Source organism: Pseudomonas sp. 1912-s (assembly GCF_029269205.1).
Taxonomy (GTDB): Bacteria; Pseudomonadota; Gammaproteobacteria; order Pseudomonadales; family Pseudomonadaceae; genus Aquipseudomonas.
The window spans coordinates 117,004-142,694 of sequence record NZ_JARIXR010000005.1 but is presented as its reverse complement, the minus strand read 5'-3'; the positions used below and the strand labels follow the sequence as shown (position 1 = coordinate 142,694).

Sequence of the window (25,691 nt, the reverse complement as noted above, 5' to 3'; positions counted from 1 at the left end):
AGTGCAGGGGACGGGTGTCCATACCAAAAGCTTTACTGCGGTAGATATCGAGCCAGTGGCAGTAAATGCGGCGCCCGCTTGGGCAAACGATGCCGCGTGGGTCATTGAGGATGTGAATGCCAGGCCAAGCAGCAGCGCAGTTAGAGAAACACGTGTGGTAAGGCTTTGCATTGTCTTAGTCCCCAGACTTTTTATTTTTATCCACCGGCTCCGCCGGCATCAGTTACATGGCCAAACACCTCGCCTGAGGCGCAAGCCGATCAAAATGCGTTTATCAAGGATTAATCATCAGGTATGGAATTGCGAAGCGCATCGACACAACCTCACAGCTACCGGGAAGTACCTGATTTATTGCATTAAGATTTAAGCCATCGGTGTTATTGAAGAGAGAAACGCTAATAGTTGCAGGACCGCAGTTAGTAACAGGAGTGATTGGCGGAAGGCCCGCCACAGTGAAACTGACATTAGATAATGCCCCGAAAGCACCGGCTGTTGGATTCAATACCCATGGCAAGTTACTGACACGATACATGGCACACAGGGCGTTGCTGCCGGCGATATAAACACTGGTCAGACTTGCAGTGGAACCATCGTGGGATACCCGCCCAACAAACTGGATATTACACGTTACAGGTGCCCTCATCGAAGACGGCGACTTCAGCGTCAGGGCGCCGTTAACGGTGGTAAATGATTGGTCGGCAGGAATGAAAGACGCCGCGTTGGCCATCGAAGCCGTACAAATGCACATTGCAAAAGCAGTAGCACCCACGAACGTTTTCAAGCTTTCCATGTTTTTCCACCTATCTGGTGACGTATTCACCAAGCGCAATGAACGGTGTTGTCAGCCGATCCGTTGGCTATCCATCCCTGAACAAGCGCCTCTCGCGAGGCGCCTGCCTTCCATCGGGGTGATCAACCCTTTTTACGGAGTACGCCTATCAAGGAATTACCACGGCCCCCGGTGCGGTGAGGCTCAGCGACACCACGGTGCAACTGCCGGTCAGCGTCTGGTTGGTTGCAGTGATCGTGCTGGAAGCTGGGCTAGCAGTTGACGCCAGGCCCACGGCAATAGTGGTCGGGCCGCAGTTGGTGGCAGGAATGATTGGCGGTGCACCTGCGATGGTGTAGCCAACGTTGGTCACGGTACCCGCAGTAACGGAGGTAGCCGACAGTTTCCATGGCAGGTTAGTCATCTTGGGCAATGCGCACAGGCTGTTGGAGCCCGATACGGTGGCGCTATTGATATTGGCAGTACCATCGGAGTTAACAACACCCTGGAAAAGGATATTGCAAGTCACTGGCTGCTGAAACGACGACGGCGATTTGACCGTAATGCTGCCGTTAGCGGTGATGCTTGCACCAATAGGGCTGAAAGACGCCGCACTGGCCATCGAAGCAGCACCCATGCAAACAGTCAAAGCAGTCAAAGACACGAGGGTTTTCAAGCTTTTCATTATTTTTCCTCACATGTTATGGCGAGTCATTTCGCCAGGGGTAATGGCCATGATCGAGAGGTCACGGTGAATCTGCAGAACTTCCCTTTCCAGCCAAATTTCAATTCAATTACCGCTACAACATCCAACTGTTACTCAACAACTTTGAAACTTGGCGGCATCTTGATCGACACCGTCTTGATCTTGCAGTCTTCGCCGATCGGCACATTGACAGCTTCCAACTTGCCGGTGGCGTTATCCCAGGTACCGTCGGCGGTAGAGGGCCCGCATTTGCCGCCCAGGCCAAAGGCGTGCACATCCACGGCAATCTTCGACATCGAGCCGCTCTTGGTGTCTTTGGCCACTAATACCCACGGCAAGTTGATCGCTTCCACCCGGCTGCACTTGAGGCCGCCGTCGAATTCAACTTTGTCGACATTCACCGACGAGCCATCCGCCGCCACCTTGCCGGCGACCTTGATGGTGCAGTCCGCGCTGATCAGCGCGCCCTTGGAAAAGCTGATGGGCCCCTGGGCAGTAAACGCACTGCCGGCGGGTTCGATACGGGCAGCCTGGGCCTGGTGGTAAACGATCAGGCCCAGGGCGGCCAATACAATATGCGTCGTAAACTTGGCAGGGGTTTGCATGGTGTACGTCCTTCCCTTAATTTTATTTTTGTTCGGGTCAAACAAAATTTTTGCAACTAAGCCGTACTCGAAACCGGTTATTCAGGGCGATAAAAACCTGCGCGACACACAGATCCCGAGTACGCCTTACAACTGACTGCTTTACATTAGAAGGGTCTGGCGGTGTTGCTGTACTTCTCCAGATACTTCAAACGCTGTGAAGGTTGAAGATTGGTCAGGGTGATATCCCCGGCATAATGATTAAGTACCCGATGGTCCATGCGTCGTCGCCACAAGTAAGGTACATACGCCCAGACAATCATGCTGGCATAACCGTATGGCAGTTGCGGCGATTCATCAAAGTGACGCAGGGACTGATAACTTCTGGTTGGATTGGCGTGATGGTCGGAATGACGCTGTAGTTGGAACAGAAAGATATTGGTCACAATCCGATTACTGTTCCAGGAATGGCGTGGCGAGCAGCGTTCATAACGACCGTTGGGCAACTTCTGGCGCTTCAGGCCGTAATGTTCGACGTAGTTCACCACTTCCAGCAGCGAGAAGCCGTAGATGCCCTGGATGATCAGGAACGGAATCACGGCCGCCCCCAGCCAGGCAATCATCGCGCCCCACAACACCACGCTGTACATCCACGCGCTGAGTACGGCGTTCTTCCAGTGCCAGGCCGGCAGGCCGAGTTTGCGCAGGCGTTCACGTTCCAGGTTCCACGCCGAGCGGGCGCTGAACCACACCGAGCGTGGCAGAAAGGCCCAGAAGCTCTCCCCCAACCGCGAGCTGGCCGGGTCCTCCGGGGTGGCGACGCGTACGTGGTGGCCCCGGTTGTGTTCGGTGTAGAAGTGCCCGTAGAAGGTCGGCGCCAGGGTGATCTTGGCCAGGACGACTTCCAGCAGGCGCGGCTTGTGCCCCAGTTCATGAGCGGTGTTGATGGCGATACCGGTGGCGGCGCCGGTGGACATTGCCATGCCCAGGTAGGTGAACCAGCTGATCTCGCCATGCAGCTGGGTACGGGCGGTGATGAAGGCAGCGGTTTTCGCCAGCCAGCTCGATGGGTCCAGGGTGGCGGTGGCATTCAACAGGCCGCCGCTGATGATCCAGTCGATGCCGCCTGCGGCCAGCCACCCGGTGATCACCACCGAGGAGATGACGAACAGCACGCCGGTGTAGACGATCCAGCGGTAGTAGCTTTGGGATTCGAGGTTGCTGACGGCGGATTCCGGCGGGTTGCTGACGTCTTCACCCAGCAGGCCGTCGATCAAAGGGATCAGGCCGAAGATCACCAGTACGCCGACCCACCACAGTTGTTGTACGCCCGTGGTGATGGCCAGGGCGCCGGAAAGCAATGGGGTTGCCAGGGGCATGATGCCGAGCCACCACAGGTGGCGCTTGCCGTCGGTCCAGACATTCGGGGCAGCCAGGGTCTGATTCATGGCAGCCTCCGCACGAGGCAGGTGGGCAGGGAGCAAAAATCAACACTGAACAGGTACACGGAGCGGTGACTGCTCCGAGAATTCAACCATGCGATAAAAGGCGTTTTTTTCATTATTTTATTCGCTCTTAGGCATTTCAAAAATTATTTCAAATTAGACATTGAAATATTTTTTTAAATAAATAGCGCGGAATCGTTAGGTCGTCAACTAAATTTTTGAACCCTTTTGAACGTGACCGGGCAGTCTGTTTTTCAGCCGTTTGGTCAGGTGTCTAGGGCAAGCATTGACGGGGTCGAACCGCGAGTTCGGTAGCACAATTATTTGCTCGCCAACGCAAACGGCGGATGCAAAACCGTGGCGCTTTCGGGAGGCCGGACGCGCTTGGCCACCTGCTCGACCACCGCTGCGACACGCTCGGCGGCGGTAATCGGCAACATGTGCCCGCGCCCTTCCACCAACTGCAGCTTCAGGCCCGGCACCCGGCTGGCCAGGGCCTGGCCGTGTTTGCGGAAGTCCAGCACCTTGTCCTGCGCGCCATAGATCAGCCCGATCGGCAAGGTCAGCTGCGGGTAGCGCTTGACCATGTCCGGCAGGAAATCGTTGACCAGGTTGATCTCGGTGGAGGCGGCATAGAAGTTATCGGGCCGCATGCCCAGCAACCCGCCACCGCGGGTGGCAAAGTCTGCGGGGGCCAGGTCGGGGGCGAACACGCCTTTGACGGTCGCCTCCTTGGTCAACATCCCAAGGGGCATGGTCAGGGTGTGCGAGATGAAGCGCCGCAACCATCCGGGGCGTATCGCCAACGACATAAACACCAAAGGCAGCATGCGCTGGGGATGGGTGAGCGGCGCCACCAGGATCAATCCGGACACCGCGTGGGGATGGTCCAGTGCCAACGCCAGGGAAATCGCCCCGCCGAGGGAATGTCCCAGCACCAGCGGCTTATCCAGGTCCAGCGTCTTGATAAAGCTGGCGACTTGCCGGGCCTGGCTAGGCAGGTCGGCGGCGGTGCCAGCATGCCGGGTGGAATAACCCGAACCCGGACGATCCAGGGTGATCACCCGAAAGTGCTCACGCAATTGGGCAGACAAGGCATAGGTCAGGTTACGACTGCTGCCCATCAGTCCGTGGATCATCACCAGCGGCGGACCCTTGCCCTCGTCTACATAATGAAAGCGCTCGCCATTGATCTCCAGAAAGCGCCCGTTGATCGGAACAGCAGCTTCTATACGCCGTGTCATCCGGGCACTGAAGCCCCACAACACTACGCTCAGCCCTACACACACACCCGCAGCGACAACCCACTCGACAGCCATAGCTCGGTCCTCTGCATCCCTGCGTTGCTGGCGGCCCGACCGGTATTGGTCAAGACCTCAGCCATCGTCCACCCCTGGACCTTAACTGCGTGCGTAAAGCTCTCGTCCGTCGGATAAGTCGCACTTGAGGAACTGGGTCGTAGCCTAGACGATATTTTCAGGTAGATTATTTAAAATCTTTTTTAAAATAAATAATTCAATTTTTCTTTGCAATGGTGTTCTATCTAAAAAGACAAAACAAAAACAAGGAGCACATCCGATGTCGAAACCCGTAAGGCGCCAGCGGCCCACGAGGGACAGCCTATGAATGCCCATGACACCGTCGACATCGCCATCATCGGTTCCGGATTTGCCGGGCTGTGCATGGCGATCAAACTCAAGGAAGCCGGCTTCAGCGACTTCTTTATTGCCGAGCAGGCCGATTCCCTCGGCGGCACCTGGCGGGACAACCACTACCCCGGTTGCGCCTGCGACGTGCAATCCCATGTCTATTCGTTTTCCTTTGCGCCCAACCCGGACTGGACGCGGCAATTCGCGCCCCAGGCGGAGATTCGCGCCTACCTGGAACAGTGCGCGCAGCGCTTCGGGCTGGCGCCGTTCCTGCGCTTTGGCTTGGGCCTGCAGAAGGCCGTGTTTGATGAGGCGCAGCAGCGCTGGAGCCTGAGTTTCAGCAATGGCCGCCAGGTCAGCGCGCGGGTGTTGGTGTCGGGGATGGGCGGCCTGTCACGCCCGGCGCTGCCGGACATTCCCGGCCTGGACAGCTTCAAGGGCAAACGCTTCCACTCCCAGCAGTGGGACCACGAGTACTCGTTGAAAGGCAAACGCGTGGCGGTGATCGGCACCGGCGCCAGTGCCATTCAGTTCGTGCCGCAGATCGCGCCGCAGGTGGCCCACCTGGACCTGTTCCAACGCACGCCCCCGTGGATCATGCCCAAGCCCGACCGGCCGATTTCACGCCTCGAACGCTGGGCCTTCAAGCACCTGCCCTTCACCCAGCGCCTGGTGCGCGGGGCGTTCTACTGGGCATTGGAAGGTCGCGTGGTGGGCTTTGCCCGGCACCCGGGCCTGATGAAAATGGTGCAGAAAATCGCCGTGCGCCACCTGCACAAACAAGTGGCCCGCCCTTCCCTGCGCGCGACCCTGACGCCCGACTACACCATCGGCTGCAAGCGTGTGCTGATCTCCAACGACTACTACCCGGCGCTGTCGCGCAGCAACGTGCAGGTGGTGACCGACAACGTGCTGCGCATCGAGGCCGATGGGGTGATCACCGCCGACGGCATCAAGCACCCGGCCGACTGCATCATTTTCGGCACCGGCTTCCAGGCCACCGATCCCCTGCCCCGCAACTGCATCGTCGGCCGGCATGGCATCGACCTGATGGACACCTGGCAAGACGGCGCCCACGCCTACCTGGGCACCACAGTGCCGGGCTATCCGAACCTGTTCCTGATCGTCGGGCCCAACACCGGGCTGGGGCATAACTCGATGATTCTGATGATCGAGGCCCAGGTCACCTACATCCTCGACGCCCTGCAGCACATGCAGCGCCATCGCATCGCCACGGTCGACGTCAAGCCGACGGTGGAGCTGGCCTACAACGCCAGGCTGCAGGACAGACTCAAGGGCACCATCTGGTCCACCGGCGGCTGCAAGAGCTGGTACCTCGACCCGCGCACCGGCAAGAACACCACGCTGTGGCCCGGCTCGACCTGGCGCTTCAAGCAGGTCACCCGGCATTTCGCCCTCAAGGACTACGTCGCCAGCCTGGCGCCGCTGCCGTCCACACCGCGCCCTGCTGAGGCGCCGCCCCACACCACCCCTGAAGGGAGCCTGTCATGAAGTCATTCAACGGCCGCGTGGCGGCGATTACCGGTGCGGCCTCGGGCATGGGCCGCGCGTTGGCACTGGCGTTGGCGCGTGAAGGCTGCCACTTGGCGCTGGCCGATAAAAACAGCCAGGGCCTGGAGCAGACGGTCGAGTTGATCAAGGCCCAGGTGCTTGCGCCGGTGCTGGTCACCTCGCAGGTGCTGGACGTCTCCGACCGCCAGGCCATGGAGGACTGGGCCGCCCGGTGCGCCATCGACCATGGCCAAATCAATCTGATCTTCAACAACGCCGGGGTGGCCCTGTCGAGCACCGTCGAGGGCGTGGACTACGCCGACCTGGAGTGGATCGTCGGGATCAATTTTTGGGGCGTGGTGTACGGCACCAAAGCCTTTTTGCCGTACCTCAAGGCCAGCGGCGACGGCCATGTGGTCAACACCTCCAGCGTATTCGGCCTGTTCGCCCAGCCCGGCATGAGCGGCTACAACGCCACCAAGTTCGCCGTGCGCGGCTTTACCGAATCCCTGCGCCAGGAACTCGACCTGCAAAAAAGCGGGGTCTCGGCCACTTGCGTGCACCCCGGCGGGATCCGTACCGACATCTGCCGCAGCAGCCGGATCGACGCGAACATGACCGGCTTCCTGATCCACAGCGAACAGCAGGCCCGGGCCGACTTTGAAAAGCTGTTCATCACCGACGCCGACCAGGCCGCCAAGGTCATTCTGCACGGCGTACGCAACAACAAACGCCGCGTGCTGATTGGCCGCGATGCTTACTTTCTGGACCTGCTCGCCCGCTGCCTGCCGGCGGCCTATCAAGCGCTGGTGGTGTTCGCCAGCAAACGCATGGCGCCCAAGCAACGCAGCGCGCCGTCCCCCGTCCTTGAAACCAACGAAGAGCACCGTCTCTGACCTGGAGTACCGATCATGTTGCCGATTCGCCGCGATATTCGTTTTGCCCTGCCGGCCGAACGCATCAAGAACTGGCATGAACAAGGCCCGTTCATCACCCACTTTTTCAACGCGTTGTCGTTGCTGTTTCCCCAGGGCGAACTGTTCTTCATGGACAGCGTGCGCCATTACCGCCAGCGCATCGAAGAGCCGGAACTGAAGAAAGAAATCCAGGGGTTCATCGGCCAGGAGGCCATGCACAGCCGCGAGCACGTGGCCTACAACGACCTGCTGCAAGCCGCCGGGCTGCCGGCGCATACCCTGGATCGTCGGCTGAAGATGATCCTCGACGCGCAAAAAAAGTACATGCCCGCCTCGTTCAACCTGGCGGTGACCATTGCCCTGGAGCATTACACCGCGATGCTCGCGGAAATCCTCCTCAGCGACCCGTCACGGTTTGGTGATTCGGTCAAGGGATACCAACAGATGTGGTACTGGCATGCCCTGGAGGAAACCGAGCACAAGGCCGTGGCGTTTGATGTGTGGAACCGTGTGATCAAGCCTGGGCCCAAGCGGTATTTGCTGCGCACCGGGACCATGCTCGTCACCACGCTGCTCTTCTGGCTGGTGATCTTTGATTTCCACCTGCGCCTGCTGTTTGCCGACCGCCGTTCGGGCGGGCATTTGAAGGGCTTCTGGCGGATGCTCAAGTTTCTCTACGGACCCAAGGGCGTGTTCCCGCGCATGGCGTTGCCCTGGTTGCATTACTTCAAGCCAGGGTTTCATCCCTGGAACCATGACAACCGGGCGCGCCTGGCGGGCATTGACCGATTGGTGGAGGAAATCGAGCAGACCCATAACGGTTATGGGTCCGCGTGAATCCGCTCAGCGTTGGGTCGGGATACGAATCTCGCCGTCCCGGCACTGGCTCTTGACGCTGCGCGGGCAGCCGGCAAACGCCAGGTCCTTGGTCAGGCAGACTCGCACCTCGGTCAACACCGCGCCCTTGCAGATCACGGCCAGCCCGTGGTTGCCCATGGCCGGGTTGCTCTCGCGAAACAGCGCTTCGATGTCCCGCGCAGCCAGGCCGCCACGGACATTGAAGGGCTCAAGCTGCTGCGGGATCTTGACCACGCCCAGCGCGGCATCGGTCTTGTCCAGATAGGCTGACGCCTCAAGCCCGCTGCAAGTGCCGTGCTTGGCCCACTCATGCCTGAGCAGCCTGGGCGACGGGAACAACGTCCTGCCCCGGGCGAAGTCGGCATCCGACAACCGCGACTGCGGCTCACACGACGCCGGCCAGCCGCCCTTCGCGTACTGCGGCCACAGGCCATGCAGGACAAACCCGTAGCCCTTGCCCGAACACTGCTGGTCGTCCGGATGCGTCAGGCAGAAGGTCGGCGACCAGGACAACGACAACACATAAAAATCAAACTCCCCCGCCTGCCCCTGCGCCCGCGGTGCTGCCGTGGCGGCGCCCGCCAGCACCAGAAACAACCCCATCCAGGCTGCGTTCCATTTCATCTGTTCATTCCTTTAAAAGAGAACATTCCAGCACGGTTAAACAGCCAGGTTGGGGTTACGCTGTAGCACCCGGTCCATGACCCGGTCGGTCTTCAACGCCTCGATCGCCAGCGCCGGGTGTTTGCTCTCGCCGCGAATGTGCGCGTTCATCCCCAGCACGTGATGCCACTGGATATGCGCGTGATTGGGCACCTCCACTTCCTCGCGGGTCTCGGCCTCAAGGCGCAACGGTGCTTCATCGAATACCGAGAAGGTGATGCGGCCCTTGCTGCCGATCAGTTCCACCAAATCCTCGCGACGGTCGGCAACAAAGTTCCAGCAGCCCATGCCCAGCGCGCCCGAGGCGAAGGTCCAGCAGGCGGTCACGGCGTCTTCGGCGGCATAACGCCCGGCCTGGCGCGCGGTAAACCCGGCCACATCGACGATATCCCCGGCCAGGTACTGGAACAGGTCAAAACCGTGGCTCGCCAGGTCCGCAAAATAACCGCCGCCGGCAATCGCCGGGTCGGTGCGCCAGTTGCTGCTGCTGGCGTCGTCCTCGGAAGGCGGCTTGCACAAGGTCCAGGTCAGGTGGCGCAACTCACCGATGCGCCCGTCCTGCAGCCAATCCCGCACTTGCTGGAAGCGCGGCAGGGAACGCCGGTAATAGGAGACAAACAGGTGCAGCCCGGCCTGTTCAAAGGTGCGCTGCATCAGCGCACTTTGCTCGGCATTCAGCGACATGGGTTTCTCGACGCAGCAATGCTTGCCCGCGGCGGCCACCATCAGGCTGTACTCCAGGTGACTGTCGGGCGGTGTGGCGATGTAGACCGCGTCCACTTCAGGGTCGTCGATCAGCGCCTGGGCGTCGGTGTAGAACCGGGCGATGCCATGGCGTGCCGCATAATCGCGCACGGCCTCCTCGCGGCGCCCCATCACGGCCACCAGCGCGGAACCTGGCGCTTTGTAGAAGGCGGGTCCACTCTTGAGTTCAGTGACACTGCCACAGCCGATCATGCCCCAGCGTACGGTGTTCATCTGTATCTCCTTGCAGTGAGTTTTTTTCGATGGGGCAGTATCGGTGTTTTCCTGCGCCCTCTCCACCCTGCCGGCTAAAGACTGAGCATGACAATTGCATTACACTTTTATGACATTCATCCAACTGCAGGGGCACAGACGATGAAAATAAGGGCCACGGTGATTTGCGAGCACGACGGGCACATCCTGTTCGTGCGTAAAGCCCGATCGAAATGGGCACTGCCCGGTGGCAAGGTCGAGCGCGACGAGCGCCCGGCAGGCGCCGCCGCGCGGGAACTGGAAGAAGAAACCGGGCTGAACGTGGACGGTTTGCTGTTATTGCAGGAATTGAAGGCCAGCGACACGCTGCACCATGTGTTCGAGGCGTCGGTGGTGAATATCGACGAAGCCCGGCCTCTGAGTGAAATCAAGGAATGCCAGTGGCATCCCTTCACCCGCCTGGAAGACCTGGACACGACCCAGGCTACCCAGCAAATCGTCAAATCCTTCCTGCGCCGCCTCTAAGGCGCCGCCAGTTCCGGGCTTTGCCCGCTGTGCGACAACGCCTGTTTTACCCAACCATTGGCTTTCTGCCGTTCGACAAAGGATTTGACGAACGCGGCAGCGGCTGCGTGCACCACCGGTACCGCGACGGCCTGGCTGATGCTCATGAAGTCATCCTCCAGCAAGCGCCAGCGCTCATCCACTCGGGTTCGCAGGTAATCCCGAACCCCGGCCGCCGCATTCAGGTCTTGCTCGATAAACAGGTCCACGGCCCCTGCCGAGGTCGGCGCGCGCACCAGTTCGGCGTGCTGCACCGTGCGGCTCAGGTACAGGTCATACGCCGCGCCCTGGCCGACGGCGATGCGTTGGCCTGGAGCATCCAGTTGCGACACGCTGCTCAAGGGTGAATCCACCGCCACCAGGTACGTGCCCTTGATGATCACGTAGGGCGCACTGAAGGCGATTTCCTGCTCGCGCACCGGTTCGATGGCCAGGAATGCCACGCGCCAGAGGTCATCGGCCAATGCGGCGAAGACCTTGCCCGCCGCTTCAAAGGTGATCAACTCAAGCCGCACGCCCAACTCATCGGCCAGGGCCCTGGCCAGCGCCACCGACACGCCTTGGGGCTCGCCACCTTCAGCGCGCTGGGCCAGCACCGGGTTGCCAAAGTTGATGGCAGCCCGAAGCACACCCTCGGGGGCCAGTTGTTGCAGTACCTGCGGGTCAATCATTACGCGCTCCTTGAACAGTTCTTTGCACGGTCTTGCGAATAACGAAGGGCAAGACGCCACCGTGTTCAAGGTAACCAACCTCCTGCAACGAGTCGAGGCGCAAGGTCAGTGCGGCGCGCGTGGTTTCACCGTGGGGGCGGTCAATCTGCAAGGTGATCCGGTTTTCGCCGACCTGCAGGTGATCCAGACCGAGGAAGCTCAGGGACTCGCGGCCATCGAGGTGCAAGTCCTGCACCGTCGCGCCTTCATCGAAGACCAGCGGCAGCACGCCCATGCCAATCAGGTTGCTGCGATGAATCCGTTCGATGCTGCGGGCCACCACCACCTTGACCCCCAGCAGGCTCAGGACCTTCGCCGCCCAGTCGCGGCTGGAGCCGGCACCGTAGTTGATCCCGGCGAACACGACCGTCGGCGTCCCGGTGTAGCTTTGCGCGGCGAGGTACAGCGGCAGGTAGTCGCTGCGGTCGGCGTTCCAGGCCCAGACGCCCTGGCGCGGGGGTTGGTCGGGCGTCAGCAGGTTGTTCAGGCGCGGGTTGGTGAACGCGCCGCGCACCATCACTTCGTGGTTACTGCGCCGGGTCGAATACTGATTGAGGTCCGCCAGCGCTTCGCCGCGCTCCTGCAGCCAGTGCCCGGCCAGGCTGTCGGCCGGAATCGTGCCCGCCGGGGAGATATGGTCAGTGGTGACGTTATCGCCCAACACCACCAGGGCCCGCGCACGGCTGATGGACAAGGAACCGGGCGGCACCGGCGCGACGTCGGCGAGGTACTGCGGGCGGCGCAGGTACGTGGAGTCTGGATGCCAGGCAAACTGCACGCTGCCGTCGGCTTCCAGCGCTTGCCAATGGTGAGTGCCTTGCCACAGCAGTTGCTGGCGCTGCCGGAACAGCGCCGGGCGCACCACCGCCGCCACTTGCGCGGCCACCTCGGCTTCGCTAGGCATCAGCTCATGCAGGAACACCGGCTGCCCGTGGGCGTCCATCGCCAGCGGTTGGGCCGACAGGTCAATGTCGATGCTGCCGGCAATCGCATAGGCCACGCACAACGCGGGCGATGCGAGGTAGCCGGCCGGGACTTTCGGGTTGACCCGGCCTTCGAAATTGCGATTGCCCGAAAGCACCACCACGCCTTTCAAGCCCTGTTCGGCGAAGGTCTCGACATGGCGCTCAAGGCTGCCGGAGTTGCCGATGCAGGTCATGCAGCCAAAGCCCGCCAGGTCGAACCCCAGTGCGGAAAAATCCTCCAGCAAGCCAGCGGCTTCAAGGTAATCGGCCACCACCCGCGAGCCCGGTGACAGCGACGTCTTGACCCACGGTTTGCGCGTCAGCCCACGGGCGCGGGCGTTACGGGCGAAGAGCCCGGCCTGGACCATCTGCGCCGGGTTGGCGGTGTTGGTGCAACTGGTGATGGCCGACATCACCACCGCGCCATGGGTAATCGGCACCTGGAATGACGGCTCGAAAAACACCTGTTTGTCGGCGCTCACATGCTGATGAAACGAAGCCCCGGCGTCTGCCAGGGATTGGCGCTGATGCGGCTGATGAGGGCCGGCGACACTGGGTTCAACCCGCGCCAGATCCAGCTCGATCCATTCATCAAACACTGGCTCGGGGTCGCCCTCCCGGCGCCACAGCGGCTGCGCCGCCATATATGCCGAGACCTTGTTGATCAAGACTTGTGGCCGCGCACTCAGGTTCAGGTACGCCAGCGTCTCGTCATCAAACGGGAAAAACACCACGGTGGCACCGTATTCCGGCGCCATGTTGGCCACGGTGCCCCGTGCCGCCCAACTCAGGGACGCCAGGCCCGGCCCGGTGAACTCGACAAACTTGCCGACCATGCTGCACCGGCGCAGCAGTTCGGTCACCGTCAACGCCAGGTCCGTGGCGGTCACGCCGTCGCGCAAGGCGTTGGTGACGCGAATGCCCACCACCTGCGGGAAAGGAATCGGCACCGGCTCACCGAGCATCGCCGCCTGCCCTTCCAGCCCGCCGACGCCCCAGCCCAGCACCCCGATGGCATTGATCATCGGGGTGTGGCTGTCGGTGGCCACCATGCAGTCGGGGTGCAACAGCACGTGGCCGTTGCGCGGCGCGCTTTCCCACACCACCTGGGCGATCGACTCCATGTTCATCTGGTGGATGATCCCGGTGCCCGGCGGGATCACCTTGAAGTTGTCGAGGCTGGCCTGGGCCCACTTGATAAAGCGGTAACGCTCGCTGTTGCGGCGAAAGTCGATGTCCAGGTTGGCGTCCACCGCATTCGCCTCGGCGTAGTGCTCGACGATCACCGAATGGTCGATGGTCAGCACCGCCGGGATCGACGGGTTCACCGCCCGGGGATCGCCGCCCAGTTCGACCACCACATCGCGCATCCCGGCGAAATCCGCCAGGGCCGGCAGGCAGGTGGTGTCATGGAACATCAGCCGGTTGGGCTGGAACGGCACTTCGCAATCCGGCCCTTCGCCGAGGGCCCGCGCCAACACCTGGGGCAGCGACGCCGGGGCACAGCGGGCAATGTTTTCCAGGAGGATGCGCACGGAATACGGCAGCCGCTGGAGTTGCGCCGGGGTCAGCAGCTTGTGCAGGTCGATCCAGGCGAAGCGCTGGCCGTCGATGTCGAGGTGACTGAGATACGCGCTCATAGCTGTTTGAATACCCGCTCGATACGCTCAAGGCCCCAGTCCAGTTCTTCACGGGTAATCGACAACGGCGGCGCGATGCGCAGCACGTTTTCGTGGGTTTCCTTGGTCAGCAATCCTTCGGCCAACAGCGCTTCGCAGATTGGCCGCGAATCGCGGTCCAGCTCGACGCCGACCCACAAGCCACGCCCGCGAATCTCGCGAATGGCCGGCGAGTTCATCGCCTTCAGGCGCTCCACCAGGTACTGGCCCAGTTGCGCGCTGTTATCGATCAAGCCCTCCTCTTCCAGCACCTTCAATGCTTCCAGGCCAATGGCCGCCGCCAACGGGTTGCCGCCAAAGGTCGAGCCGTGGCTGCCGGCGTCAAACAGGTCCATGATCGAATGAGCCGCCACGAACGCCGACACCGGCATGATCCCGCCGCCCAAGGCTTTGCCAAGGATCAGCGCGTCGGGGCGAATGCCTTCGTGCTGGAAGGCGAACCACTTGCCGGTGCGGCCCAGCCCGGACTGGATCTCGTCGAGAATCAACAAGGTGTTGGTCTCGTCGCAGAGTTGGCGCAGCTCTCGCAGGAAACCCGCCGGTGGCACGCGAATGCCGGCCTCGCCCTGGATCGGTTCGATCAGCACCGCGCAGGTGTCGGCGGTGATGGCCTGGCGAAAACTCTCGATGTCACCGAAGCGCGCCTCGGTGAAACCGTTGCAGAACGGGCCGAAGTCGGCCTTGTAGTCGGGCTCGGAGGAGAAGCCGACGATGGTCGAGGTGCGACCGTGGAAGTTGTTGTCGGCCACCACGATGCTGGCCTGGTTCGCCGGGATGCCCTTGATTCGATAACCCCAGCGCCGGGCGGCCTTGATCGCGGTTTCCACGGCTTCGGCGCCGCTGTTCATTGGCAGGGCCGAGTCAAAGCCCGTGATGCGGCACAGGGTCTTGAGGAAGTTGCCCAGGGGTTCGCTGTAGAACGCCCGGGAGACCACGCTGATCTTGTCGATCTGCGCCACGGCGGCGGCGCGGATGCGCGGGTGGACATGGCCATGGCTGACGGCGGAATAGGCCGACATCATGTCCAGGTAGCGCTTGCCGTCATCGCCAATGGCCCAGACGCCCTCGCCCTTGACGATCACCACCGGCAAAGGGGAATAGTTGTGGGCGCAGAATTGGTTTTCGAGGGTGATTGCCGGGTTGGGGTGCATGGTGGGAAGTCCTGCCGAATAAATAATAAATGAACAACGCAGCGCCAATGTGGGAGCTGGCTTGCCTGCGATGGCGGTGTATCAGGCGGCATTGATGTCGAATATGCCGCCGCTATCGCAGGCAAGCCAGCTCCCACACTTGTCCTGCGTCAGGCGCTGAGGAGCTTGCCACTACGAATCGGCGTGGCACCGGATACCCGGCCCAGCGGATCGCCCGGTTTCACAAATCGCACATCGCGGCGCATGTACAGCACGCCGGTGTTGTGGCTGTTTACGGTCGTGACCTGCCCACTGTGGGGATCAACGATATCGAACAACGCCTGCCCCGCCTCGATGCGGCTGCCCACTGCCGCCCGGTGTACCAGCACCCCGGCGCATGGCGCATAAAACTGTTCGCTGCCGGCCAGCGGCGTCGCCGGGTTGCGCAGCGCCGGCAATGGCCGTGGCGTGCCTTCAATCGCGCCCAGGTGGGTCAGGTAATCAATGATCGCCGTGGCGTCATGCTGCGCCAGTTCATAGGACACATCCCGCTGGCCGCGATGCTCAACGGTCACTGCCACGCTGCTGTCCGGGATCGGGAAACGCGCACCAAACCGCTCACGCAGGTTGACCCACAGCAGGTACAGCGCCTCATCGAAGGAGTTGGCCTGGGAGTCGGTGGCCAGCAACGAGGCTTCGGAGCCGATGTAGCGCGCCAACGGTTCCACGGTCGCCCACACGGCTTCACCGGTGTACACGTGCATCGAGGCCTCACGGGAGCAATGCAGGTCCAGCACGATATCCGCGTCGTGGGCCAGCAGCATCAGGGTACGTTGCAGCGACTGGAATTCATCCAGCGGTTGCGAGTCCAGCAGGCATTCGCCCCAGGCCTGGCGGATCAATTGGCGATTGGCGTCAATGTCCTGGCCCAGCAGGTGTTCGATCTTGTCGGCGATTGCCTGATACGGCACCGGGAAACCCCGGTTGTAATTACGCCCGCTGCCCAGCTCGAAACGTCCGCTGGGGGCGCCCATGATGTACTGGCTCAGCCCGGTGGGGTTKGCCACGGCCACCAGCACGATTTCAGCCTTCAGGCGGTTGGCATTTTCCAGTTCCACCAGGTGCCGGCGCAGTTGCGCGGCCACCAGCAGCGCCGGGGTTTCGTCGGCATGCAGCGCCGCCTGGATATAGATTTTTCGACCTGCACCCATTGCACCGTAATGCTCACTGTCCACGTGCCTGTGGGTGCCTTGTGTCGCTTGCAGCAAGGGGTGTGATTTAAGTTTCATAAACCGGAAATCTCGATATTCGAGTGATGAACGCTGAAGAAATATTAACGAGCCGGCGTGATCGTCTGTAAGGGCGGCCAGGGCTATCTCGATCTGTAAATCCGATCAGCCCTGGCCTTCCCGGACCTACCAGAGCGCCAGGGTGTAGCCCAGCATCACGCGGTTCTCGTTAACGTCGTTGAAGTAGTTGCCTTTGCTCAGCGCGTTGCGCCAGCGCATCGACACGCCCTTGAAAGGCCCGTTCTGCACCACGTAGCCCAGGTCCAGGTCGCGCTCCCACTCGCGGCCTTCGCGGTTGAAGCCGAGCACCTCGGCCGAATCACCCTTGGCGTACTTGATGCCGAACAGCAGGCCCGGCAAGCCGAGGTCGGCGAAGTTGTAGTCATAACGGGCGTGCCAGGCTCGCTCCTTGGTCTGGGTGAAGTTGCTGAACTGGTACTCGGTGAACAGGTAGGTGATGGAGCCATCCAGGTAGGTAAACGGCGTGGTGCCGTATTGCTGCTGGAAGCCGCCGCCGATGCTGTGGCCGCCGTACTGGTAAGTCAGGCGGCTGCTCAAGGCGCTGTTGTCGACTTTGCCCGCCAGGCCCGCGCCGTCCTTGTCGGACTTGAAGTAGCGCACGTCGGTTTTCAGCGTGCCCGGCCCCAGGCCGAAGTTGTTCTTGAAGCCTATGTATTGCTGCTGGTAGATGCTGTCCAGCGCGGCGAAGTGGTAGCTGAGCAAGGTGTTGGGGGTCAGCGAATAGTCGCCACCGGCAAAGCGGAACTGGTCGCTCAGGGCGGTGCTTTTGTAGACCTTGCTCACCGTGGTCAGCTTCATGTCTTCGTAGTTGGTGGAGTCGCGGTCCTTGGCCTGGTCGATCTGCCCGAGGGTGATTTTCAGGTTGCTGATGTCGTTGGACACCAACTGGGTGCCGCTGAACGATTGCGGGAACAGACGGCTGGTGTTGGGTTGCAGGATCGGAAGGTCCGGCACCAGGTAGCCCACACGCAGCTCGCTTTGGGCGAAGCGGGCCTTGGCGGTCACCCCCAGCTTGGAGTACTCGTCGGAGACATTCTTGTCGCTGTCACGCTGCAGCAAGCCGGTACCGGACAGCCCCGGGCTGGAGTCGAGTTTCACCCCCAGCATGCCGGTCAGGTCCAGGCCGAAGCCCACGGTGCCTTCGGTGAAACCGGACTTGATACCGAGGATAAAACCTTGGGCCCACTCGGCGCGCATCGACTGGGAAGCCGCCTCGCGGTAGTCACGGTTGAAGTAGTAGTTCTTCAAGTCCAGCGTACCGCTGCTGTCCTTGATGAAGTCTGCATGGGCCAGTGACGGGACCAGCCCGCTGCTGACAACGCCGACGCCGGTGATGAGTTGAGTCAGGGATTTTTTCATTTTTTTAGCTCCTGGCAGTGGGGTGGGGGGTGGTGTTTTTATTGTTCTTCGGGCATGGCTTCGCCGTTCGCGCAAATCAGCGATTTGCGCGGCAGGTGATGCCTGTCCTGGGTTACAGCGCTAGCGGTACGGGGCCCTGGCGGATGCGGTAGCCACCGTTTTCAAGTTTCTCCAAGGGGCTGGCGGCGGCCAGCAGCTTGCGGGTGTAAGGGTGTTGCGGGCGGTCGAAAATCTCGTCGCGGGCGCCCATTTCCACCACCCTGCCCTCGCTCATCACCGCCACCCGGTGGGCGATGCGTTCCACCGCCGCCAGGTCGTGGGAGATGAACAGGCAGGCAAAGCCGTACTGCGCCTGCAGGCGTTCGAACAGCTCAAGGATCTGCTTCTGGATGGTCATGTCCAACGCCGAGATCGGCTCATCGGCGATCACCAGGCGCGGGTGACGCACCAGCGCCCGGCCGATGGCCACGCGTTGGCGTTGACCACCGGACAACTGGTGCGGAAAACGGTCGACAAACTGCTCGGCCAGGCCGATGTCCAGCAGCGTTTTCGTCACCCGCTCACGCCGTTGCGCAGGCGTCATGCCGGGCACATGGCGCAGGGGTTCGGCGAGGATGTCGCCGATTTTCATGCGCGGGTCGAGGGACGAATACGGGTCTTGGAAGATCATCTGGCATTGCAGCCGATGCTCGCGGTTGCCGGCCTTGAGAATGTCCACGCCTTCAAATTCGATGGCGCCGGAACACGGACTGTTCAGGCCGACAATCGCCCGGCCCAGGGTGGTCTTGCCGGAGCCACTGCCGCCCACCAGCGCCAGCGTTTCCCCGGGAGCGATGGACAGGTTGGCCGAATGCACCACCCGTTTTAACTGGCTGCGACCCCACAGGCTGCGCGGCCCCGGGTGCTCGATGCATACGTCCTTGACTGTCAGCAACGGCCGGTCTGCCTTGGGCAAGGCCGCCAGGGTGCCGCGCCGAGGCAACGCCTCCAGCAGTTGCCGGGTGTACTCGGCCTTGGGCGCCAGCAGGATCTGCTCGATGGTGCCCTGCTCCACCGCGCGGCCTTCGCGCATCACCACCACTTTGTCGGCGTAGCGCGCCACCAGCGACAGGTCGTGGCTGATAAACAGGATCGCCGTGCCCTGCTCGCGTGTCAGGTCGAGCATCAGTTTCAACACGTCCAGTTGCGCCAGGCAATCCAGGGCCGTGGTGGGCTCGTCGGCAATCAGCAACGCCGGGCGCAGCAGCATCACCGAGGCCAGCATGATGCGCTGGCGCATGCCGCCGGAGAACTCGTGGGGAAACGCCGCCAGGCAACGCTCGGCGTCCTTGATGCCGATATGCCCGAGCATTTCCAGGCTGCGCTCACGGATCTGCGCATCGCTCAGCTTGGTGTGCAGGCGCAGGCCCTCGGCCATTTGCTCGCCGATGCTCATGGACGGGTTGAGGGACACCATGGGTTCCTGGAACACCATGCCGATCTTCGCCCCGCGCAACTGGCGCAGTTGCTCCGGCGCGAGGCTGCCCAGGTCATGGCCCTGGAAGCGCACCTGGCCGCTGCATTGCTCAAGCGGCGGTGGCAACAGGCCGATGGCGGCGCGGGCGGCCATGGTCTTGCCGCTGCCGGACTCGCCCACCAGCGCCACGATTTCGCCGGGCGCGATGGTGAAGCTCAGGTCGTTGACCGCCAGCGGGCCGTTGGCCCCCACGCGGATTTTCAGCTGGTCGACTGCCAGAAGGATGTCAGTCATGGTCATTTACTCATCCGCGGGTCGAGACGATCGCGCAAGGCATCGCCGCACAGGTTGAACGCCAGCAACGCCATGGCGATGCAGACACCGGGAAACAGCCCCAGCCAACTGGCCGTGGCGATATACGGCCGGCTGGCGGCGAGCATGTTGCCCCAGGTGGCGGCCGGCGGCGGGACGCCCAGGCCGAGGAAACTCAGGGAGCTTTCCGCGAGGATCGCCCAGCCGAACATGCTGGTGGCCAGCACGCACACCGGCGCCACGCAGTTCGGCGCAATGTGCCGCAGCATGGTGTACAGCTCGGAGTTGCCGATCACCCGCGAGGCTTCGACAAACTCTTTCTCGCGCAGCGACAACACCGTGCCGCGCACCACCCGCACCACCGACGGCGTGTAGGCCAGGCTCAAGGCGAAGACAATGCCGTACAGGCTCGGGCCGATGATTGCCATCAAGCCCAGGGCCAGCAGGATCCCGGGAAATGCCAGCAATGCGTCGTTGACCATCATCAGGCCACGGTCGACCCAGCCCCGCAGGAACCCGGCCAGCAGGCCGAGCACCGTGCCGGCGGTGATCGCCAGCGTCACCGTCAACACACTCACCCACAGGCTGGTGTGCGCGCCGATCATCAGGCGGCTCAGCACATCGCGGCCGTATTCGTCAGTGCCCAGCCAGTGGGCGGCCGTGGGCGCCTGCAAACGCGCCAACAGGTTCAGGGCCAACGGGTCATGGGGCGTCCAGACCAAGCCCAGCAAGGCCATGATCAACAACAAGGCCAGCAGCAGCGCACCGATCAGCGCGTTCAACGGCGGCACACGCCAGGCCCTAGGGGCACGCGCCGGTGCCGGCAACAGCACCTCGGGTGCGGCAGGTAGAGGCTTATTCATAACTTAACCCTGGGGTCGAAGAGCGGGTACAGCAGGTCCACCAACAGGTTGACCAGCACATAAACAAAGGTCACCAGCAGCAGGCAGCCTTGCAGCACCGGGTAGTCCCGGGCGTAGATGGCGTCGACCATCAGCCGGCCGATGCCTGGCAGGGTGAACACGGTCTCCAGCACCGCGATGCCGCTGAGCAGGTTGCCGAGGATCAGGCCGATCAGGGTCAGGGTCGGCGCAAACGAGTTGCGCAGCGCATGCCGCCACAACACCGCCCGTTCCGACAGGCCCTTGGCCCGGGCGTGGGTGATGTACTCCAGGCGCAGCACTTCAATCGCACTGGCCCGGGCCATGCGGGTGATCGCCCCGAGCTCCACCAACGTCAGGGTGACAATCGGCAGCACGATAAAACTCAAGGCCTGCCACGGTGACTGGCCGAACGACACATAACCCACCACCGGCAACCAGCCCAGCTTGATACCGAACGCGTAGAGCAACAGCAGGCCCAGCCAGAAGCTCGGGATCGACAGCAACAGGGTCGCGGTGGAGACCACGCCAAAGTCCAGGGAGCTGTTCTGTTTCCAGGCCGAGAGCAAACCGGCCGGTACCGCAATCAACGCCGCGAGCAACACCGAGACCAGCACGATCCCGGCACTCACCTGGAAGCGGTCAAGGATCAGCGGCAGCACTGCCTCATTGGTGGTGATGGAATGCCCAAGGTCGCCACTGAGCACCGCCTTGAGCCAGATCACAAACTGCAGCGGCAACGGCTGGTCCAGGCCCAGGGACGCACGCGCGACCTCCAGGCTGTGGGCATCGGCCATGTCGCCGAGCATCAGCAGCGCCGGGTCGCCGGGCACCAGCCGGATGATCGCGAACACCATCAGCGAGATCAGCAGCAAGGTCGGGATCGACATCGCCAGCCGTTGGAAGATGAAACGCAACATCCTCAGTTACTCCCGGTCGCAGGCACGCTGACGGTCCACAAGCGCGGCTTGGACACCGGCCAGGTACGCAGCCCCTGCACGTAGTCGCGGCTGGCGGCGATGGCGTTGCCGTTGTACATCGGGATCAGCGGCACGTCCTTGAGCATCTGCTGGTGCAGTTGATCGAACAGCGCCTGGCGCTTGGTGATGTCGCCTTCGCGCTGGGCTTCACGCAGCCATTCCTGAGCCTGGCGGTTGTCCCAGACCTTGCGCGCTTCCTTGTCCTTGTCGCCGGTCATGGAGTCGAAACTCAGGGCCGGGTCGAGGCGTTCGGAATACGGGAACGCCATCATCTGGTAGTTGCCGGTCTGGTAGCGCTCCAGCTGAGTGCCCCACTCCAGGGTTTCCAGTTCCAGGTTGAGGCCACTGGCCTTGGCCATGGCTTGCACGAACACGCCCATGTCGAAGATCGCGGCGTAGCGCTTGTTGACGATCAGCTTGATCGGCTGGCCTTTATAGCCGGCTTCGCGCAGCAGTTGGGCGGTCTTGGCCGGGTCGAAGTCGAAGCCCTGGTTCTCGATGGCCTGGTGGTAGTGGCTGCCGCTGGCGACCATCGAGTTGTTGGCCTGGGAGCGGCCACCGGTCAAGGCGGCGACGATTTGTGCGGTGTCCAGCGAGTGGGCGATGGCCTGGCGCAGGCGCACATCTTTGAGCAACGGGTCGCGGGTCTGGAACAACAGTGCGTTGACCGACATGGTGCCGCTGGAGGTGACCTTGATGCCGGGGTTGGCGGCCAGTTCGGTGGCGTCCAGCGGCGTGACGTCAATCAGCAGGTCGACGTTCTTCGACAGCAAGGCCGCCTTGGCCGCCGCCGGGTCGGGGATCACCAGCAGGCGCACGCGGTCCAGGGTGGTGGTTTTATTGCCGGTGTAGCCGTCCGGCTCTTTCTCGTCACGCGGGGTGTAGTCGGCGTTGCGCAGCAGGTCGACGTACTGGCCGGGCTTCCACTCGCCCAGGCGGAACGGGCCGGTACCGATCGGGGCTTTCCATTGGCCGTTGACTACCGAGTCGGGGTGCAGGATGCCGCTGCCGCCGCATTCGGGCAGTGCCGTACTGGTGAGGAACAGGCCGTTGGGCTTGTCCAGGGTGAACACCACGGTGAGCGGGTCCGGGGCGCTCATGTCGACGATTTTGGCGCCGCCATGGCCGTCGAATTCGGGGGCGCAGCGCCATTGGGTTTTCGGGTCGAGGTAGTGTTTCCAGGTCCACAGCACTTCGGCGGAGGTCAACGGCGCACCGTTCTGGAACTTCACCCCGCTGCGCAAGTGGAAGGTGTAGCGCAGGCCGTCGTCGGACACCTGCACGTCCTTGGCCAGCAGCGGGCCGACGGTGGCATCTTCACGGAAGGCCACCAGTCCTTCGGTAATGTGCAAGATGACGGCGTCGGAGTTGGTGTCACGGTTGACGCCTGGCTCGGTGCTGCGAATGTCGGCGTTCAACGCGACCTTCAGCAGATTCTCGGCGTGGGCAGTGCCCACCAGCGCGGCGGACAAGGCGCCAGCCAGGATTAAAGTCTTGTTCATGATAAATGCACCTTGAATGATCCTTACGCTTGGGTTCGGACGCTGGCAGGACCCAAAAAGAGGCACGGCCGAACACCTGAATAGTTGTTGTTGTTTTAGTCGCTGACTACGGTTTGCGAATGTTCCTGGACCGATCTTATTCGCCACCCAATGAACTTGAGAAGAACGCTCCGAGTGATCGGGCTCGGTTTATCCGATCATCAACCGTCCGTGTGTTGCCCTGGCCTTACCGTATCGAGAAATCAGGGCCTTGAGCCGGAAAAGATGCGGTTTTAACGATCAAAAATAATGATCGTGATCGTAAATACCGATCTGTGCGCACCTGGAGTCATCAGATAAGCTGGCTGACATTCAATGGTTTAAATGCAGCACTGACTGAGCCAACCGCCATGACCCTCACCCATCTTCGTGCGTTCTGCTCCGTGGTTGAAAAAGGCAGCTTCCGCTCTGCCGCGCGTCAATTGGATGTGGCGCAAAGCACCCTGACCCAGTCGATCCAGACCCTGGAAAAAGAACTCGGGGTGGTGCTGCTGCAACGTTCCAACCAGGGCATCAACCTGACGCCGGCCGGCGAGGTGTTCCTGGCCCGCGCCCGCTCCATCACCCTCGACTGCGAACGCGCCCTGCTCGACCTGCAACCCTGGAAAGGCGAACCCGAAGGCCATATCGCCCTGGGTGTGACCTCCGAACCCTTGGCCGAATTGCTGCTGCCGGTACTGAGCAACTTCACCCAGCGCTTCCCGCGCATGCAGGTGCACGTGGCCAGCGGCACCACCAAGGGGCTGGTGGAGAAGGTCCGCGATGGCCGCCTGGATTTCGTCTTGTGCCCGCTGGCGCCCAACGTCGCCGATATCGACCTGGCCATCGACCGCCTCTACAGCTCCAACGCCGGCATCATTGCGCGCAAGGGCCACCCCCAGGCGCACGCAAAATCCGTGCAAGCCCTCACCGACTGCCAGTGGATCAGCGTGCGCCCGGCCGGCGTGGTAGGCGGCGCGGAGAACCGCTTGATCGAGCTGTTCCGCACCCAGGGCCTGGCGCCGCCGAAGATCGCGATCACCACCGATTCGTTGCTGGAAACCCTGCACATCGTCTCGGAAACCGATTACCTGACCATCGAGCCGCGCATGCTGCCGGGGATGAAGCTGTTTTCCAGCGCCCTGACCACCATCGCCATCGAAGAACCGCTGGCCACCCGCGATGTGTGCCTGATCAGCCGCCGCTCATCGCCGCTCACCAGCGTCAGCCAGGAACTGACCAGCATGCTGATTTCCTATTCGCGGCTGGTGCACCGCAGCCGTTGACTCTCCTCCCCCCACGAGCCTGTTTATGCCCATGTCCTACGATGGTTTGTCCCGCGCCAGCGCCAGCAGCGTCGGCGTTGATCCCGAGCACCTGATTGCCTTTCTCGATGAGGTGAAAGCCGCCGGTCTCGACCTGCAAGGCCTGATGCTGCATCGCCACGGCCAGGTGGTCGCCGAAGGCTGGAGCTGGCCGGTGGACCCCAACGAACCCCGGGTATTGCACTCGGTGGCCAAGAGCTTTACCGCTTGCGCCATTGGCCTGGCCCTGGATGAAGGGTTGCTGAAGCTGGATGACCGGCTCGTTGAATTCTTCCCCGAGTTCGTACCGGCGGCCGCTGACCCGCGCGTGGCGGACATGACCGTGGAACACCTGCTGAGCATGCGCACCGGCCACGCCGCCAATACCTCGGGCTCGGTGTGGCGCGGAATCGAGACCAGCTGGATTGCCGAATTCTTCAAGATCCCGCTGGCCTATGCGCCGGGCACCACCTACGTCTATACCAGTGCGGCGAGTTACATGCTCTCGGCGCTGATCAACAAGGTCAGTGGGCAAACCTTGCACGCGTACCTCAAGCCCCGGCTGTTTGTGCCGCTGGACATCCATAATGAAAGCTGGGACATCGGCCCCGATGGGGTGAATCCCGGCGGCAACGGGCTGAAAGCACCGACGTCGGCCATGCTCAAGCTGGCCGTGCTGCATGCACAAGGCGGAGTCTGGAATGGCCAGCAGATTCTGCCGGCCGCCTGGGTTGCTGCGGCCACCCGGCCACAAGGCGGGTCGGACAGCCGTTACGGTTATCACTGGATGATGAAACCGGCTCAAGCATTCAGTGCCGTTGGCGTGTTTGTGCAAATGGCGATGGTGTTCCGCGAATACGGCGCAACGCTGGTGGTGATCGGCGGGATGAAGAATTCGGCGGAGCTGATCCCGTTTGTAGAGCGGCATTTTCCGGCGGCGTTCGGCAGTGATTGCAACGTCAAGCCTGACGCGGATGCGCGGTTGGAGCAACGTCTGGCGAGCATGGCGCTGCGGCCTGATTTGCTTTCAGCGTGTGCCGGGCTGGCGGATTTCACCGGTGTCTATCAGGTAGAACCGAATGGGCTGGATGTGCAGCAAGTGGCGTTTGCCGTTGAGGGCAATGTACTGCGCTTCCAGCTGACCGACAGCAAGGCTGGGCATGCCCTGGAAATCGGGATTGATCACTGGGTCAGCGGCACCACCAGCATGCCGGGTCGGGCGTTGCACCACGGTTATGAGTTCAAGGACGCGCAGATTATTGCCGGCGCGCGCTGGCTGGATACCCGGACGCTGGAGATGACCTGGATCTATCCGCAGACGGCGTTTCGAGATCGGGTGGTGTGTGAGTTTGACGGTGACCGCGTGCGTGTGGCGCGTACGGTCAACGTCAACAGTGCGGGGAAGGAGCAGGAAGTCTTAGTCGGCATGAAGCTCTAGCGTGAGAGCCGGGCTTGCCCGCA

At 62.0% G+C, this 25,691-nt stretch carries 22 protein-coding genes; 6 read left to right on the top strand and 16 right to left on the bottom strand.

Annotation, left to right across the window (positions count from 1 at the left end; all coding sequences use genetic code 11):
- Positions 1-274: 274 nt before the first annotated feature.
- The 5 genes from praB (P3C29_RS08695) to P3C29_RS08675 form a co-directional block, all read right to left on the bottom strand.
- Positions 275-790: an alkane oxidation protein activator PraB gene (gene praB, locus P3C29_RS08695; RefSeq protein ID WP_201123452.1), complete on the bottom strand. Its 516-nt coding sequence runs from the start codon at positions 788-790 to the stop codon at positions 275-277.
- A gap of 148 nt (positions 791-938) precedes the next feature.
- Positions 939-1,454 carry an alkane oxidation protein activator PraB gene (gene praB, locus P3C29_RS08690; protein ID WP_201123450.1) on the bottom strand — a complete coding sequence of 172 codons (516 nt, stop codon included), beginning with the start codon at positions 1,452-1,454 and terminating at the stop codon, positions 939-941.
- A 131-nt stretch (positions 1,455-1,585) separates the two neighbouring features.
- Complete coding sequence (gene praA, locus P3C29_RS08685) at positions 1,586-2,080, bottom strand: alkane oxidation protein activator PraA (RefSeq protein ID WP_010173198.1); 495 nt, start codon at positions 2,078-2,080, stop codon at positions 1,586-1,588.
- Between the two features lie 146 nt (positions 2,081-2,226).
- Positions 2,227-3,507, bottom strand: coding sequence for an alkane 1-monooxygenase (locus P3C29_RS08680; RefSeq protein ID WP_010173199.1), 1,281 nt, complete (start codon positions 3,505-3,507; stop codon positions 2,227-2,229).
- A gap of 317 nt (positions 3,508-3,824) precedes the next feature.
- Positions 3,825-4,823, bottom strand: coding sequence for an alpha/beta hydrolase (locus P3C29_RS08675; protein ID WP_275964313.1), 999 nt, complete (start codon positions 4,821-4,823; stop codon positions 3,825-3,827).
- A 303-nt stretch (positions 4,824-5,126) separates the two neighbouring features.
- On the opposite strand from P3C29_RS08675, the gene P3C29_RS08670 reads away from it, so the two are divergent.
- The 3 genes from P3C29_RS08670 to P3C29_RS08660 are packed head-to-tail and all read left to right on the top strand — an operon-like array spanning position 5,127 to position 8,419.
- Positions 5,127-6,665, top strand: a complete 1,539-nt coding sequence (locus P3C29_RS08670; RefSeq protein ID WP_275964312.1) for an NAD(P)/FAD-dependent oxidoreductase — start codon at positions 5,127-5,129, stop codon at positions 6,663-6,665.
- Complete coding sequence (locus P3C29_RS08665; protein WP_010173205.1) at positions 6,662-7,561, top strand: SDR family NAD(P)-dependent oxidoreductase; 900 nt, start codon at positions 6,662-6,664, stop codon at positions 7,559-7,561. Before P3C29_RS08670 ends, P3C29_RS08665 begins: the two co-directional genes overlap by 4 nt.
- 15 nt (positions 7,562-7,576) lie before the next feature.
- Complete coding sequence (locus P3C29_RS08660; RefSeq protein ID WP_275964311.1) at positions 7,577-8,419, top strand: metal-dependent hydrolase; 843 nt, start codon at positions 7,577-7,579, stop codon at positions 8,417-8,419.
- Between the two features lie 6 nt (positions 8,420-8,425).
- Here the strand turns inward: P3C29_RS08660 and P3C29_RS08655 are convergent, their stop codons facing one another.
- Together P3C29_RS08655 and P3C29_RS08650 are read right to left on the bottom strand one after the other, a co-directional pair.
- On the bottom strand, positions 8,426-9,064 hold the full coding sequence (locus P3C29_RS08655) for a ribonuclease T2 (RefSeq protein WP_275964310.1): 639 nt from the start codon (positions 9,062-9,064) through the stop codon (positions 8,426-8,428).
- A 36-nt stretch (positions 9,065-9,100) separates the two neighbouring features.
- Positions 9,101-10,081: a Gfo/Idh/MocA family oxidoreductase gene (locus P3C29_RS08650; protein WP_010173210.1), complete on the bottom strand. Its 981-nt coding sequence runs from the start codon at positions 10,079-10,081 to the stop codon at positions 9,101-9,103.
- Between the two features lie 141 nt (positions 10,082-10,222).
- Between P3C29_RS08650 and P3C29_RS08645 the strand changes: the two genes are divergently transcribed.
- A complete protein-coding gene (locus P3C29_RS08645; RefSeq protein WP_275964309.1) occupies positions 10,223-10,585 on the top strand; it encodes an NUDIX domain-containing protein in 363 nt (120 codons plus the stop codon).
- On the opposite strand, the gene P3C29_RS08640 is transcribed toward P3C29_RS08645, so the two are convergent.
- The 9 genes from P3C29_RS08640 to P3C29_RS08600 all read right to left on the bottom strand — a co-directional run bounded on the left by P3C29_RS08640 (position 10,582) and on the right by P3C29_RS08600 (position 22,908).
- A complete protein-coding gene (locus tag P3C29_RS08640; protein ID WP_275964308.1) occupies positions 10,582-11,295 on the bottom strand; it encodes a transporter substrate-binding domain-containing protein in 714 nt (237 codons plus the stop codon). The two genes, P3C29_RS08645 and P3C29_RS08640, sit on opposite strands and share 4 nt — an antisense overlap.
- Complete coding sequence (gene acnA, locus P3C29_RS08635; RefSeq protein WP_275964307.1) at positions 11,288-13,939, bottom strand: aconitate hydratase AcnA; 2,652 nt, start codon at positions 13,937-13,939, stop codon at positions 11,288-11,290. Before acnA ends, P3C29_RS08640 begins: the two co-directional genes overlap by 8 nt.
- Positions 13,936-15,129, bottom strand: coding sequence for an ornithine--oxo-acid transaminase (rocD, locus tag P3C29_RS08630; protein WP_275964306.1), 1,194 nt, complete (start codon positions 15,127-15,129; stop codon positions 13,936-13,938). The genes acnA and rocD overlap by 4 nt, the downstream gene beginning before the upstream one ends.
- Before the next feature lie 149 nt (positions 15,130-15,278).
- The gene (locus P3C29_RS08625) at positions 15,279-16,397 is read right to left on the bottom strand and encodes a succinylglutamate desuccinylase/aspartoacylase family protein (protein ID WP_275964305.1); all 1,119 of its coding nucleotides are present in this window, start codon (positions 16,395-16,397) and stop codon (positions 15,279-15,281) included.
- Positions 16,398-16,523: 126 nt separating this feature from the next.
- Entirely contained in the window at positions 16,524-17,777 is a 1,254-nt protein-coding gene (locus P3C29_RS08620; protein WP_275964304.1) for an OprD family porin, read from the bottom strand.
- Positions 17,778-17,889: 112 nt separating this feature from the next.
- Positions 17,890-19,533: an ABC transporter ATP-binding protein gene (locus P3C29_RS08615; protein ID WP_275964303.1), complete on the bottom strand. Its 1,644-nt coding sequence runs from the start codon at positions 19,531-19,533 to the stop codon at positions 17,890-17,892.
- Complete coding sequence (locus tag P3C29_RS08610; RefSeq protein WP_003208137.1) at positions 19,530-20,408, bottom strand: ABC transporter permease; 879 nt, start codon at positions 20,406-20,408, stop codon at positions 19,530-19,532. The genes P3C29_RS08615 and P3C29_RS08610 overlap by 4 nt, the downstream gene beginning before the upstream one ends.
- Positions 20,405-21,346, bottom strand: coding sequence for an ABC transporter permease (locus P3C29_RS08605; RefSeq protein WP_003208135.1), 942 nt, complete (start codon positions 21,344-21,346; stop codon positions 20,405-20,407). Before P3C29_RS08605 ends, P3C29_RS08610 begins: the two co-directional genes overlap by 4 nt.
- 2 nt (positions 21,347-21,348) lie before the next feature.
- Positions 21,349-22,908, bottom strand: coding sequence for an ABC transporter substrate-binding protein (locus tag P3C29_RS08600; protein WP_275964302.1), 1,560 nt, complete (start codon positions 22,906-22,908; stop codon positions 21,349-21,351).
- Positions 22,909-23,297: 389 nt separating this feature from the next.
- Here P3C29_RS08600 and P3C29_RS08595 point away from each other — a divergent pair, with 389 nt between their 5' ends.
- Together P3C29_RS08595 and P3C29_RS08590 are read left to right on the top strand one after the other, a co-directional pair.
- Positions 23,298-24,212, top strand: coding sequence for a LysR substrate-binding domain-containing protein (locus P3C29_RS08595; protein ID WP_003208132.1), 915 nt, complete (start codon positions 23,298-23,300; stop codon positions 24,210-24,212).
- Positions 24,213-24,237: 25 nt separating this feature from the next.
- Positions 24,238-25,668 (top strand): serine hydrolase domain-containing protein, encoded by a 1,431-nt coding sequence (locus tag P3C29_RS08590; RefSeq protein ID WP_201123427.1) that lies wholly within the window; start codon positions 24,238-24,240, stop codon positions 25,666-25,668.
- The last annotated feature ends 23 nt before the right edge of the window (positions 25,669-25,691 follow it).